The following is a 13,166-nucleotide window of genomic DNA, read 5'->3' as shown; positions in this document are numbered from 1 at the left end:
AATGCACAAGATTTATCGTGTCATTCAACAGCTTGTTTCCTATGCGCTATCAGCAAGGCTAATCGAAGAAGAGGATGTAATTTATGCCAGGAACCAGGTCCTTGCCATTTTAGAACTAGATTCGTTTATGGAAGGCATGGAGGAACAGGAAGGGACAAATATCCCTGATTTGCTAGATTTATTGATAGAATATGCATGTCAGCACAATATTATTGAGGATTATTTCGATGCGAAGGAAATCCTGGCCAGCAAAATTATGAACTGTTTTATCGCCAGACCATCGACGATTAATCGGAACTTTAATGAAATGTATAAAGTTAATCCAAAACAAGCAACCGACTATTTTTACGAATTAAGCAGAAACAGCAATTATATTCAAACGAAAAGAATTCAAAAAAACATAGAGTACAAGGTTTCTACAGAGTATGGAGATATAGATATAACTATCAATCTTTCCAAGCCGGAAAAGGACCCAAAGCAAATTGAAATGGAAAAGGCACTCACGAAGGTGGATTATCCACTTTGCCTGCTTTGTGTGGAAAATGAAGGCTATTCAGGCAGAGTAGGGCATCCGGCACGTTCGAACCACCGGGTAATTAGATTGGAGCTTGAGGGGGAAAAATGGCTGCTTCAATACTCCCCTTATTTGTATTATGGTGAGCATTGTATTGTTTTATCCGAGCAACATCACAACATGGAAATCAATCGGAAAACCTTTGCAAATTTGCTCGCATTCGTCCAAAAATTTCCCCATTATTTTATTGGTTCTAATGCTGATTTGCCGATTGTTGGGGGATCGATTCTTTCACATGACCATTATCAGGGAGGCTGCTATGAATTTCCAATGGCAAAAGCGAAAGAGGAAATGTCATTTCTTTTAAGTCGTTTTTCAAATGTAGAGTTTTCCTCCCTAAAATGGCCGATGAGTGTGCTCCGGTTAAGGAGTAAAGAGATCCATTGTTTGGTAGAGGCTTCGGACTATATTTTACAAAAGTGGAAGTTATATAACGATCCGTCTGTAGGTATACACGCTTTCACAAATAATATTCCACATAATACGATTACACCTATTGCGAGAAAACGGGGCAGATATTTTGAAATGGATCTAGTGCTGCGAAATAACCGAACGGATCAAAGGCATCCGCTTGGAATCTTTCACCCGCATGCAGATGTTCACCATATAAAAAAGGAGAATATTGGTCTAATTGAGGCGATGGGGCTGGCTGTTCTACCGGCGAGGCTAGAGGAGGAACTGTTGGAGGTAGGAAATTATTTGCTAGATAAGGAGAATTCAATTGCAAATTACCATGTAGAATGGGCGGAGCAATTGAAAGCAAAATATAAAGAAATTATCGACCAACAAAATGTTGAAATAATATTAAGAAAAGAAGTTGGGGCGAAGTTTAATAAGGCACTAACTGATGCAAGTGTTTTCAAACGGAACGAGGATGGCAGACGTGCATTGATAAATTTTATTGAAATACTGTAGGGGGAAGTATGTATGAAGATAGAAGCAGCTAGCTTCGGTAAGCACGGTGATCGGGAAGTGATAGCTTATACCTTAACAAATGAGAAGGGAATGAGTGTAGAATGTTTAAATTATGGGTGTATCATTTCTAAAATAATAGCACCAGACCGGCAAAGCAATTTTGAAAATGTTGTGCTTGGGTTTGATACGTTGGAGGATTATATGCGGTGGTCCCCTTATTTCGGTGCAGTGATCGGGCGTGTTGCTGGCAGAATTAAAGGGGCAAGCATTGAACTGGATGGGGTTGAATATAAACTTGCAGAAAATGAAAACGGGAATCATATCCATGGCGGCGTACAGGGGCTTAGCAATGTAATATGGGAGGCTGTTGATTTTCAGGATGAAAATGGTGTGGGAATACTTTTTACATATACAAGCCTTGACGGTGAGGAAGGGTATCCTGGTCAGTTAAACCTAAAGGTTATGTATAAGCTAACGAACGATAATATACTAAACATTTCATATGAGGCGAAAACGGATAAAAAGACTATTATCAATTTAACGAATCATTCTTATTTTAATTTGAGTGGGAATGTTAAAAATGATATATTGGATCATTGTTTGACCATGAACAGTAATGTATTTCTAGAATTAGACAAGGAGCTTTTGCCAACTGGAGAGCTGCTAAATGGGACAAATACTGCATTTGACTTTCGAATGGGAAGAGTATTAAGGGAAGGCACTGTTTCGCAGCATCCGCAAAATCTTTTAGTAGGTAAAGGGTATGATCATCCGTTTATTTTTAATGAAGCAAAGGAAAATACTATCCTTTTATATGATCAAGAGAGCGGCAGGAGATTAAGAGTGAAAACAGATCAACCATGTGTAGTATTATATACATCCAATCAGTTAGAGGGAGATTATCAGCTTTCTGGAGTCCAGGTACGGAGATATTTGGGTGTTTGTCTAGAGACTCAGGGGTATCCTGATGCTGTTCACCATTCACAATTTCCTTCGATCATTTTAGATAAAAATGAAGTATATCAATCTACTACAACGTATCAGTTTTCTGTCTATTAAACGAGGAGGAAAAGATGGCAACGATTAAAGATATTGCAGAAAAGGCTGGAGTCTCCATTACCACCGTATCAAGGGTTCTGAATTATGATCCCACTCTTTCTGTAAGCGATGAGACAAGAAAGAACATTTTTGAAGCAGCAGAAGCGCTTTCCTATAAAAAACGTCCCTCTCGTAAATCAAGTTTCATAAAAGTTGCTTTGCTGCATTGGTACACCGAGAAGGAAGAATTAGATGATTTGTATTATATGTCTATTCGGCTTGGTGTAGAAAACCGTTGCTTGCATCATGATTTTCAAATTATAAGATGCTATCAAACCAATTTGGAGGATTTGCAAAAGGAAGGAATTCAAGGAATTATTGCAATCGGTAAATATAGCAGTAACGAAGTAAAAGAGCTAGCAAGGATTTCGAAAAATATCGTTTTTGTAGATTTTTCTCCTAATGAGGACCGATATGACTCAGTTGTCGCCGACTTTCGGAAAGCGACTGAAAAGGTGCTTGATTATTTTATTGAGAAAGGGCACACCGAAATAGGATATATTGGTGGTCGGGAGGTGTTTCGGGATCAAACAGAGGAAATTTATGATATTAGGGAAAGTACCTTCAAGGAATATATGAGGTCTGCCGGACTATTAAAAGAAGAATTCATTTATACAGGATCTTTTTCTGTCCAAGAGGGCAAGAGACTAATGAATAGAGCTATCAAGGAACAGGGGGATCAGCTGCCGACCGCATTTTTTGCAGGCAATGATTCCATTGCCATTGGCTGTTTACAGGCGCTCCAGGAAGCAAAGCTGGATGTCCCGAAACGTGTCGCCATTATTGGAGTTAATGATATTAGCGTGTCAAAGTACGTTTTTCCTCCATTAAGCACGGTAAAGATTTATACAGAATTAATGGGAGAAACCGCTGTTGATATCCTGATGGAACGCATCGAAGGCAGAAAGATCGCGAAGAAAATATACATATCGACCAAACTCATCCACAGGGTGACAGGCACCAGATAATCTGATGCCTGTCACCCTTATTTTCGTTTTTTTCCTGTGGTATATCCGAGATAGAAGATAGGAATATAGCTTAAAAGAACAAAGCCAATTCGCGGGTCTTTTTCCATGAAGTTCATTATGGAGCCTATAACTTTAAGAAGCTGATCAAGTAGTTGACCTTGAGTGTATAAGCGGTAAAGATAAACAATTAGCAGGGCAATACTTATTAATAAAATGATCCAAAGAATACGAAAAACGGACATGGGATGATTTTTGGATTTTATCATAACCACCTCTATTTCTACTAATCTGCAGATAATGTTCCATTTCGATTAGATGTTGAAAATTTCCTCTATTTTTCTTTTTACAGTTCCTAAACGAATAAATTATTTTTCTTATTCATACTTTTAGCTTGTCATTAATAAAATGACATTGAACCGAGTGCGAAAACGATTGCGTTTTGTAAAGAGGTCGAAGCTGCATGAAAAATGTTGAAAAGGTGGAAAGAAGAGTATTTCATTATAAAAAACGAGGGGGATATTGGAATGAGGAAAAAAGGGAAATGGAGATTTGGGGCAATACTCTTATCTTTATTATTGATGCTAGGAGCTTGTTCTAGTAAATCGGACAGCTCGAAAGAACAAAGTAAAGAATCCGACAAAAAAGACAATAAAAAGGTAACTATCGTGTATGCAAGAGGAAAGGATGTAACGAAGGGGACAAAAATGATTGTAGATGAATTTAATGCAACCCATCCGAACATTCAAGTTGTATTTAAAGAAATGCCTTCCGATAGTGGTCAGCAGCACGATACGTATGTTACTCAATTAAATGGCAAGTCTTCTGAAATAGATGTATTTGATATGGATGTAATCTGGCCAGCGGAATTTGCACAAGCAGACTATGTTCTTCCGCTTGACCGTTTTATCCAACAGGATGGAATCGACTTAAGTCAATACAACCAAGGAGCATTAGCTGCGTCCCAATTTAATGGGAAGCAATGGGCTCTTCCAAAGTTCATTGATGCAGGTCTCTTGTATTATCGGACTGATTTAGTAAGTAAGGATGAAGTACCTAAGACATGGGATGATCTATTAAAAATGGCGAAGGAAAAGAAGGGGAAAGGCGGCACTAAATTCGGTTATGTTTTTCAAGCAAAGCAGTATGAGGGCCTTGTTTGTAATGCGATTGAATTCGTAGCTTCTTATGGAGGACAGTTCATTAATGAAAAGAATGAAGTGGTCGTAAATAGCCCTGAAACAATAAAGGGCTTGAAAAAGCTTGTTGAGGTAGCTAATTCAACCATTGTACCTGGAAACGTTAATACCTTTACGGAAATCGAATCCGATCAGGCGTTCATAGAGGGGCAAACTGCCTTTTTAAGAAACTGGCCTTACGAATTTGCCAGTGCAAATGACAAGGAGAAATCAAAAATTGTCGGCAAGGTTGGAATTGCCCCACTGCCTGCAGGCGATAAAGGATCTGCAGCTGCATTAGGAGGCTGGCAAGCGGGTATTAATAAATACTCTAAGCACCCTAAGGAAGCATGGGAGTTTTTAAAGTTTATGGCAGGAGCAGAGGGTCAAAAGCTGGATGCCATTTATGGTGGCCATGCACCAACCATTACTAGCCTTTATAGTGACTCGGATGTGGTAAAAGCAAACCCAACCTTCGGAGATAAAGGCTTTCAAGACGGTTTAAATGCGGCGGTTCCGCGCCCAGTCGCTGCAAACTACCAAGAAATCTCTGACATTATCCAAATTGAAGTATCAAAAGCCATTTCCAAACAAGAAACGGTGGAAGAAGCAGTTAAAAACATGGAAGCACAAATGAAGGAAAAGCTTAAGAAATAGGGTTTATATGAATGGTTAGCCTTTCTTTGGAAGGGCTAACTTTTTAAGACAAAATTAATATAAATTTTTCATTAATATAAATTTACTTGCTGAAATTAGTTATTGTCTAGCTGTAAGTGAAATTAGCACTACAAATTTCAACAAGTGAAATTAGCACTACAAATTTCAACAAGTGAAAATGGCACTTCAAATATCACAAGTGCCCATCGGCTATCGGATTTCTTCGTCTCCTTCCTACGATAAGCGGGCATCGGCTCATTTCTCGCCGTGTTTCCTAAATATTGCGTCGAAGGCTCCAAAATCCGTACTCCGATGTTCAAGGCACTTGCGCTTTTTTAATAAGGAGTTGAGAAGGTGGCAAAGAAATCTCCCGAAAAAATAAAGGCATATGCACTTGTAGCACCGGCACTTATTCTAATTGCTGCCATTGCAATATGGCCGGTTCTTCAATCCTTTTATTTTAGCTTGTTTGATTTGAAGTTAAATAGCCCTACTAAATCCGAGACACATCTTAGCTATTCCTTCAATCTAAAAAAATACTTGGATACCTATCCTTTTTTAGCAAGCGGGATAGATACGGAAATACGAAATGGACATGCAGTGGATGAACTAAATAAGGTGAAGATAAGCCTTCAAACCTTGGATAAAAACATTAAGAAAGATCCGGATATAAAAGATAAATATACAATCGTAAACAATAAGCTCTTAAATTTCGAGCAAGTAGATGCAGATCTTGAATTTGTAAAAATGGATAAAAAGCTAGCGAAGCAAATTCAGACAACTACTGACCGAATACGAAGCCAATTAAAAGCAATTTCCTCTTCAGAAAAGCTTGAACAAGACAAAAAGCTTCAAGGGTTGTCTACTGCATTAAATCAAGTTGTCATTAAGCCGAACTTTATTGGATTAACACATTACAAGGAAGACTTATCGGAAAAAAGATTATGGAGAGCACTCGGAAACACTCTTACCTTTACCATTATATCTGTTGCTATTGAACTTGTACTGGGATTGGCACTGGCACTTATCATCAATAAAGCATTTGTAGGGAGAGGGCTTATTCGGGCTTCCATTTTAATTCCATGGGCTATACCGACGGCTGTTTCTGCATTAATATGGAAGTTTTTATATGATGGACAGAATGGCATTGTGGCAAAGATATTTGAAAACCTTGGTTTGGTGGACAGCATGTCCAGCCTTTTAACCACACATGGCGGGGCATTTGTCTCTGTAATTTTTGCAGATGTTTGGAAAACCACACCTTATATGGCATTATTACTGCTTGCTGGATTACAGGTAATACCTAGCACTTTATATGAAGCAGCATCTATAGATGGAGCATCTAAATGGAAACAATTCACAAGTATTACATTACCACTCTTAAAATCTAGTATGTTAGTTGCTCTCTTATTCCGTACCCTCGATGCCTTCCGGGTTTTTGATTTAATTTATGTCTTAACTGGTGGTGGTCCGGCAAATTCTACCGAAACGATTTCGATATTAGCCTATAAGGTCATGTTCTCACAAACAAACTTTGGAGATGGGTCAGCACTTGCTGTTATTGTGTTTATTTGTGTGGCGATTATTTCGATGATTTATATTAAATTCCTTGGTAAAGATTTATTGCAGGATTCTACGGGGAAATAGGGGGGGTTCATGGTGAATCGAAAAACTGGGTGGCTGTTCTATATCTTATTATTGGTATTCGTTTTTGTCGTCATGTTTCCTTTCCTATGGATGCTTGCTAGCTCTATTAAACCAGCAACAGAGCTGTTTGGAGACAAGGCATTTACACCTTTTTCTTCTCATCCAACTTTAAAAAATTATATGTCTGTATTTTTCGACTACCCATTTGCACGTTATTTATGGAATAGCTTTGTTGTATCTGCGATTACCACCATATATACAGTATTTGTTGCTTCCTTTGCTGCTTATGCGATTGCGAGACTGCAGTTTGCCGGAAAAACTGTGATTTTAGGAATAGTCTTATCCGTTTCGATGTTCCCGCAAATCGCAACGATTTCGCCAATCTATATCTTTTTGAAAAATGTGGGGCTTACCAATTCATACTTAGGATTAATTATCCCATATACAACCTTTACACTACCGCTGTCCATTTGGATTCTTGTAACTTTTTTCCGGAAGATTCCACATGATTTAGAGGAAGCGGCGAAGATCGATGGGGCAGGCTTAATGCAAACCTATTGGAAAATTATTTTTCCCCTCGCTGCTCCAGGAATCTTCACAACAGCTATTCTCGTATTTATTGCAGCTTGGAATGAATTTCTTTTTTCCTTAACCATCAATACGGATACAAACTACAAAACGGTGCCAGTGGGCTTTGCAATGTTCCAGGGGCAATATACAATCCCGTGGGGAGAAATTGCTGCAGCATCGATTGTAGTTACCATTCCGCTCGTGATTCTAGTTCTCATATTTCAACGCAGGATTGTCTCTGGTTTGACGCAAGGATCAGTAAAGGAATGATAGAATGGACATCGGACGGGGTGGACCGTTCGATGTTATGTATATTCAGTAGCTATAAATACCCAATTCATGTTATTTGAATAGAATTTCGTGCCATTCATATAAACTTTCATGATGATTCTATGTAACACCAAGACATTAAGTTGATAATTCATGACATTTAAATAAGATTATCGTGTTGATGAAAAAACTAGAAAAATACCCCATTTCCCCTGGTTTACACATTTGTAAAAATTGTGTAACCGTAGCTTATGTGAAATATGTTACGATAAAAGCATACTCTTTTAAGCATAAAAACACACAACTATTTTCTAAGTTACAAGTAAATCGGAGGAAACAACGTGGTTAAGAAAATGAAATTCTTTGTTGCTGTTCTCCTTTTATTGCTTATATTCTTTATGATTTTTGCAATGCGGGGAAATACCGTGAAAGATTTTTTGACACAATATGTTCCATTTTTATTTCAACATCAAACTGAAAAAGTTTTATCATATAAACCAGATATGGAGAAAGAATTAAAGAAATACCGATTGGAAAAATATACTCCATTATTGCTTGCTATTATGTATCAAGAGAGCCGAGGAGAGGGACAAGATCTTATGCAGGCGTCTGAATCGGCTGGATTAAAGAGAAATGAAATTCAAGATAAACAGGAAAGCATTAGGCAAGGTGTTTATCACTTTTATCAAATGTATCATCTTGGCATTCAAAATAAAGTTGATTTAAACACTATTATTCAAAGTTACAATATGGGTCCAGGATACATCAAATTTGTTGCATCTAATGGAAGTATGCATACGGAAGAGCTTGCTAAGGAATATTCCAAAATGCAGGTGGAGAATCATCCAAAACTATATACTTGCGGCGGCTTCAAGGGGAATTTCCGTTATCCGTATTGCTTTGGTGATTACACTTATGCCGAAAAAGTAGAAACAAAGCTCGAAATTGTAAAAAAAAATTTAGAAAAATAAAACCAAGGAGTTTGTCTCCTTGGTACTTAGCTTTGAACATATATAGCAGTATTTAAGGGAGTATGGCCACCACCTGCGCCATTCTCCATTGTTTTTAATACCGCTGTAGCCAATATTTGCATACCTGAAAATATGGCACTCCGATCAAAAGTCATATGAGGATGATGAAGTCCTGGCGTCAATCCACATCCAAGACCAAGCATAGTTGCTTTTAAATGGGGACGCTTTACTGAGTAAAAGTGGAAATCCTCCCCGCCTGTAGTAACAAGTGCTTCATCTAGTTTATCTCTGCCTAGCACCTCTGATATGGCTTCTGCCATAATCATTTTTGCTTCCGGATTCACGGTTGCTGCTGCTAAGCTTTCTGGTATTGTGAGATCAATTTTCACTTTATAAAATTCAGCAATCGAGTCTACAGCTGATTTTACCTGTTTAATGAGGATATTCATTACCTCGTTTGTTTGGGCACGTAAATCAAGACTAAAGGTTGCTTGGCCGGGGATAATATTGGCACTTTCCCCTCCAGCATGGAGCTTAGTCATTTTTACAGAATGCGGAATCATTGGATCGATATGAATATAAGCTAGTTCATGTATTAGTGACGCTGCAACTTCTATGGCATTTGTACCAAGATGTGGGCGTGCTGCATGGGCTTCCTCGCCAATAATTGTTCCGCTTATATGGTTGCTGGCACCATGAAGGATAGCGGGGGTCGCTCTCCCATTCTCCGTTTCTTGAATAGGTCGTACATGGACTCCATACAGAAATTCGATATCGTCCACAACACCCTTTTCAATCATTTTTTTTGCGCCTTGGCCAATTTCCTCTGCAGGTTGAAAAATAAAGCGGATTGTTCCACGAGGCAGTGTTTTTTGCTTCTTCAATAGCATAAGAGCACCGAGGGCCATTGTCATGTGGGAATCATGTCCACATGAATGATTTGCTTTGAATTCTCCATCTACCTCTTGCCAAAGTGCATCCATATCGGCACGTATTCCCACTACAGGAGACCCTTCTCCAATTTCTGCTATGACTCCTGGACAGTCATCAAATACGCGTGTTCTGCATCCTAATGATTCCAATTTATTCCTTAAAAATTTGGTAGTATGGAACTCCTTCATACTTACTTCAGGATGGTTATGCAAGTATTCAAAAATCCCCATTATCTCTGCTTGAATGTCTTTCACATCTGTTGTAAACATTCCCATCATTCTAATCCCTTTCGTTTTTGCTTTAAAGCGATTCTATCATTTAAAAGAACATAGCATAAATTGATGGATAATTGAAGTGTTATTTTGCCGGTAAGATTCTGAAACATTTATTTTATTTTTCGTATTACTAAATGTTATGTTTATTCAAGTAAAAAAGTTCCCTTTCCATAAGAGGGTATAAGATAACATAAAAAATAGGAGCCAATAACTGGCCCACACAATATACGACAAATGGATTTAATCAAACGTTTGGTTAAAAGTTGGTAAAAACTGAGTACAATCATGAATACCTAGATGACCTTTCCGCAATATTTGTCGATGTTGAATCTGTTATAAAAAATTAGTAATGTCTTTCAATTACGAAGTTTGCTTTATCCCCGCGGAATACCGTCTTGGAATATTCAATAGGTGAACCATCCTCTAAATACGCATAAGTGATTAGGGAAAAGCAGGGTGCACCGACTTTAACCTTTAATTTATCAGCAATTTCTTTATCTGCAATACATAGTTCTAGATATTCAATTGTCCTCTTAATCTTTAGTCCGAATTGTTGATTTAGTAATCTATAAAGTGATTTCTCACATTCTTTCGCGTCTAGCCCAGGAGTTTTTTTCCATGGTAAATAGGAAATTTCATATTGCAGAGGCTCATTATCAGCATAGCGAATTCTTTCTAACCTATTCACAGGGTCCCCTTTTTGAAGGGTGAATATTTCATCCATAAATTCATCTGATTGAATAACCGTAAGACCAATCACCTTTATAGTCGGGCTTTTCCCTTGATTAGTAAGTTGTTCTGAAAAATTATTTGCTGTAGTTGTTAATACTTGCTTCACTTTTTGTCCCGAAACAAATGTCCCTTTCCCTTGCTTTCTATAAACATAGCCTTCTAGTGTTAACTGCCCAAGGGCCGTTCTTACTGTAGTTCTACTCACGCCAAACTTCTCACAAAATTCCGCTTCTGTTGGCAATTGGGTATGCGGCGTATATTCCCCTGATTTTATTAATTGGATGATGGATTCCTTCACTTTGTTATGTAATGCATCACCATTTCCGTCCATTCCCACAAATATCCTCCTCTTTATATAGAATCCCTATCTGATTTATAGCATAAATAGAGACAAATAATCTATTATTTTTATTTGAATGAAACATTATATGAATTTGTTATAACAAATTCATATTTTGTATTGCGCGAAAAATTATTTGTAATTATAATAATAGTCAGGAAATAGAAAACGCTTACACCTTGTGATATTTACTTTTAAATTCATAAAGGTTTAAGTAGAGCGTATCTAGTATGTGGGAAATATAAAGACATATGGAGGATGGAGTCATGAATATTTTATTATGTTGTTCAGCGGGGATGTCTACAAGTCTATTAGTTACAAAAATGCAAAAAGCAGCAGAAGTGCAGGGAGTAGAAAGCAAAATATGGGCCGTTGGTGCTACAGAGGTACATAACCATATTGATCAAGCCGATGTATTATTACTTGGACCACAAGTCCGTTATATGTTAAAAGAAATGAAAAAAGTAGGGGATGCAAAAAATATCCCTGTCGATGTTATTAGTCCTCAGCACTATGGGCTTTGTAATGGGGAAGAGGTACTGAAACAAGCACTACAACTTAAGGGGTGATTCATAAATGATGAGATTTCTTGAAAACTACATTTTACCTTATGCAGCTAAATTCGGTAATCAACGGCATCTATTAGCAATCCGTGACACATTAGTTGGAATGATTGCCATTACAATGGTAGGTTCTTTATTCGTATTACTTAATAATATTGGTGAAATTATCAAGCCTTATGGAAAAATGATGGAAGCAATATTCGGGAAGAACTGGCAAACACTAGGTGGTGACATTTGGTGGGGAACCATGGCATTCATGACCATCTTTGCGGTCTTTGGAATTGCATATAAATTAGCAAAATCCTATGGAGATGAAGGATTCGAAGCGATGTTGATCGCAGGTGCAAGCTACTTTGTATTAATTCCGCAAACAACGAAAGTAGAGGGTGTAAAAGAGGCAGTTTGGGGTATTATTGACAGCAATTACTTTGGATCTGTCGCATTATTTACTGGAATCATTGTTTCGATTATTGCAACGGAAATTTTTATTCGCTTGTCTAGAATAAAGAAATTAGAAATTAAATTACCAGATGGTGTACCACCAGCAGTAGCCAGAAGCTTCCAGCGATTAATCCCTGGAATGGCAACTATTTTCATTATTGGAGTAATAGGATTATTATTCCGTACCGTAACACATGGTGAATATTTTAATGATTGGTTAAGCAGAATTTTAGTAGAGCCATTAAGCGGTGCTGTGGACTCACTTCCATTTGCTATTTTAGTAACCTTATTGATTCATTTATTTTGGTCTATTGGTCTACACGGAGATAATATACTAGAAGGAATTAAATCTCCTTTGTTGACAAAGCTTGGAACGGATAATATCAATCTTTATAAAGATCATGTAACGGATTTAAGTCAATATCATGTTTTTGCGGGAAGTTTTTCTGATGCATATGTAAACCTAGGTGGTTCTGGGGCAACTCTGGGATTATTAATCGCGCTTATCATTGCAGCACGTAAACGTCATAAACAAATGGTTGCAATTGCTTCGCCTCCAGGTCTATTTCAAATAAACGAACCAGTTATTTTCGGTATGCCGATCGTGTTAAATCCAATCTGGCTCATTCCATTTATTTTAACGCCAGTTGTACTCACGATCATTGCTTATCTTGCCGTTTCATTGCATTTAGTTTTTCCAGTCGTAGCAAATATTCCATGGGTAACACCAGTAATCGTAAATGGCTGGCTTGCAACAGGAGGACATATTTCAGGGGCCGTTTTATCGGGAGTAAATCTAATTGTTTCTGTTTTAATTTGGCTACCATTTGTGGCTATTCAAGGGAAGATGGATGCAAAAAGAATAAAAGAAGCAACACAAAAAGTGGAATCTTCACCATTGAGTATGGACTAAAGCGTAAATTAGGACAAATTTGTATTATCCTTCCTGATAATTAGTAATAAGTTAATTTAGGTAAACATAAAACACCACTAAGGAAAAGTTCACTCGCTCGATTATCACCATCTGTATAACGAAC

The 13,166-nt window shown here is 37.7% G+C and carries 12 protein-coding genes; 9 read left to right on the top strand and 3 right to left on the bottom strand.

Annotation, left to right across the window (positions count from 1 at the left end):
• Nucleotide 1: 1 nt before the first annotated feature.
• From galT to KHA87_RS14970, 3 genes are read left to right on the top strand one after another with little or no spacing between them, the layout of a single operon-like run.
• Nucleotides 2-1,489, top strand: a complete 1,488-nt coding sequence (gene galT, locus KHA87_RS14980; RefSeq protein WP_213094945.1) for a UDP-glucose--hexose-1-phosphate uridylyltransferase — start codon at nt 2-4, stop codon at nt 1,487-1,489.
• Between the two features lie 12 nt (nt 1,490-1,501).
• Nucleotides 1,502-2,548 carry an aldose epimerase family protein gene (locus KHA87_RS14975; RefSeq protein WP_213094944.1) on the top strand — a complete coding sequence of 349 codons (1,047 nt, stop codon included), beginning with the start codon at nt 1,502-1,504 and terminating at the stop codon, nt 2,546-2,548.
• Nucleotides 2,549-2,562: 14 nt separating this feature from the next.
• Nucleotides 2,563-3,555 (top strand): LacI family DNA-binding transcriptional regulator, encoded by a 993-nt coding sequence (locus KHA87_RS14970; RefSeq protein ID WP_213094943.1) that lies wholly within the window; start codon nt 2,563-2,565, stop codon nt 3,553-3,555.
• A 17-nt stretch (nt 3,556-3,572) separates the two neighbouring features.
• Here the strand turns inward: KHA87_RS14970 and KHA87_RS14965 are convergent, their stop codons facing one another.
• Nucleotides 3,573-3,821 (bottom strand): hypothetical protein, encoded by a 249-nt coding sequence (locus tag KHA87_RS14965; protein WP_213094942.1) that lies wholly within the window; start codon nt 3,819-3,821, stop codon nt 3,573-3,575.
• Between the two features lie 258 nt (nt 3,822-4,079).
• Between KHA87_RS14965 and KHA87_RS14960 the strand changes: the two genes are divergently transcribed.
• The 4 genes from KHA87_RS14960 (at nt 4,080) to KHA87_RS14945 (ending at nt 8,845) form a co-directional block, all read left to right on the top strand.
• Entirely contained in the window at nt 4,080-5,387 is a 1,308-nt protein-coding gene (locus tag KHA87_RS14960) for an ABC transporter substrate-binding protein (RefSeq protein WP_213094941.1), read from the top strand.
• A gap of 354 nt (nt 5,388-5,741) precedes the next feature.
• On the top strand, nt 5,742-7,034 hold the full coding sequence (locus KHA87_RS14955) for a carbohydrate ABC transporter permease (protein ID WP_213094940.1): 1,293 nt from the start codon (nt 5,742-5,744) through the stop codon (nt 7,032-7,034).
• Nucleotides 7,035-7,043: 9 nt separating this feature from the next.
• Nucleotides 7,044-7,874, top strand: coding sequence for a carbohydrate ABC transporter permease (locus tag KHA87_RS14950; RefSeq protein WP_249310407.1), 831 nt, complete (start codon nt 7,044-7,046; stop codon nt 7,872-7,874).
• A gap of 353 nt (nt 7,875-8,227) precedes the next feature.
• Nucleotides 8,228-8,845 carry a lysozyme family protein gene (locus tag KHA87_RS14945; RefSeq protein ID WP_213095195.1) on the top strand — a complete coding sequence of 206 codons (618 nt, stop codon included), beginning with the start codon at nt 8,228-8,230 and terminating at the stop codon, nt 8,843-8,845.
• A 26-nt stretch (nt 8,846-8,871) separates the two neighbouring features.
• Here KHA87_RS14945 and KHA87_RS14940 read toward each other — a convergent pair whose 3' ends face one another.
• Complete coding sequence (locus tag KHA87_RS14940; RefSeq protein ID WP_481748375.1) at nt 8,872-10,047, bottom strand: M20 peptidase aminoacylase family protein; 1,176 nt, start codon at nt 10,045-10,047, stop codon at nt 8,872-8,874.
• Nucleotides 10,048-10,396: 349 nt separating this feature from the next.
• Complete coding sequence (locus tag KHA87_RS14935; RefSeq protein ID WP_213095194.1) at nt 10,397-11,116, bottom strand: GntR family transcriptional regulator; 720 nt, start codon at nt 11,114-11,116, stop codon at nt 10,397-10,399.
• Between the two features lie 275 nt (nt 11,117-11,391).
• Here KHA87_RS14935 and KHA87_RS14930 point away from each other — a divergent pair, with 275 nt between their 5' ends.
• Together KHA87_RS14930 and KHA87_RS14925 are read left to right on the top strand one after the other, a co-directional pair.
• Entirely contained in the window at nt 11,392-11,694 is a 303-nt protein-coding gene (locus KHA87_RS14930; RefSeq protein WP_213094938.1) for a PTS sugar transporter subunit IIB, read from the top strand.
• Between the two features lie 7 nt (nt 11,695-11,701).
• The gene (locus tag KHA87_RS14925) at nt 11,702-13,042 is read left to right on the top strand and encodes a PTS sugar transporter subunit IIC (protein WP_213094937.1); all 1,341 of its coding nucleotides are present in this window, start codon (nt 11,702-11,704) and stop codon (nt 13,040-13,042) included.
• Nucleotides 13,043-13,166 lie beyond the last annotated feature (124 nt).

Source organism: Bacillus sp. FJAT-49736 (assembly GCF_018343615.1).
Classification (GTDB): Bacteria; Bacillota; Bacilli; order Bacillales; family Bacillaceae_C; genus Margalitia.
The sequence above is the reverse complement of the archived record's forward strand: the minus strand, read 5'-3'. Positions and strand labels throughout refer to the sequence as shown.

What these genes read in the sequence shown, in the direction of transcription:
- galT (WP_213094945.1), top strand. Translation starts at nt 2, where the DNA reads ATGCACAAGATTTATCGTGTCATTCAACAGCTTGTTTCCTATGCGCTA.
- KHA87_RS14975 (WP_213094944.1), top strand. Translation starts at nt 1,502, where the DNA reads ATGAAGATAGAAGCAGCTAGCTTCGGTAAGCACGGTGATCGGGAAGTG.
- KHA87_RS14970 (WP_213094943.1), top strand. Translation starts at nt 2,563, where the DNA reads ATGGCAACGATTAAAGATATTGCAGAAAAGGCTGGAGTCTCCATTACC.
- KHA87_RS14965 (WP_213094942.1), bottom strand. Translation starts at nt 3,821, where the DNA reads ATGATAAAATCCAAAAATCATCCCATGTCCGTTTTTCGTATTCTTTGG.
- KHA87_RS14960 (WP_213094941.1), top strand. Translation starts at nt 4,080, where the DNA reads ATGAGGAAAAAAGGGAAATGGAGATTTGGGGCAATACTCTTATCTTTA.
- KHA87_RS14950 (WP_249310407.1), top strand. Translation starts at nt 7,044, where the DNA reads ATGGTGAATCGAAAAACTGGGTGGCTGTTCTATATCTTATTATTGGTA.
- KHA87_RS14945 (WP_213095195.1), top strand. Translation starts at nt 8,228, where the DNA reads ATGAAATTCTTTGTTGCTGTTCTCCTTTTATTGCTTATATTCTTTATG.
- KHA87_RS14940 (WP_481748375.1), bottom strand. Translation starts at nt 10,047, where the DNA reads ATGTTTACAACAGATGTGAAAGACATTCAAGCAGAGATAATGGGGATT.
- KHA87_RS14935 (WP_213095194.1), bottom strand. Translation starts at nt 11,116, where the DNA reads ATGGACGGAAATGGTGATGCATTACATAACAAAGTGAAGGAATCCATC.
- KHA87_RS14930 (WP_213094938.1), top strand. Translation starts at nt 11,392, where the DNA reads ATGAATATTTTATTATGTTGTTCAGCGGGGATGTCTACAAGTCTATTA.
- KHA87_RS14925 (WP_213094937.1), top strand. Translation starts at nt 11,702, where the DNA reads ATGATGAGATTTCTTGAAAACTACATTTTACCTTATGCAGCTAAATTC.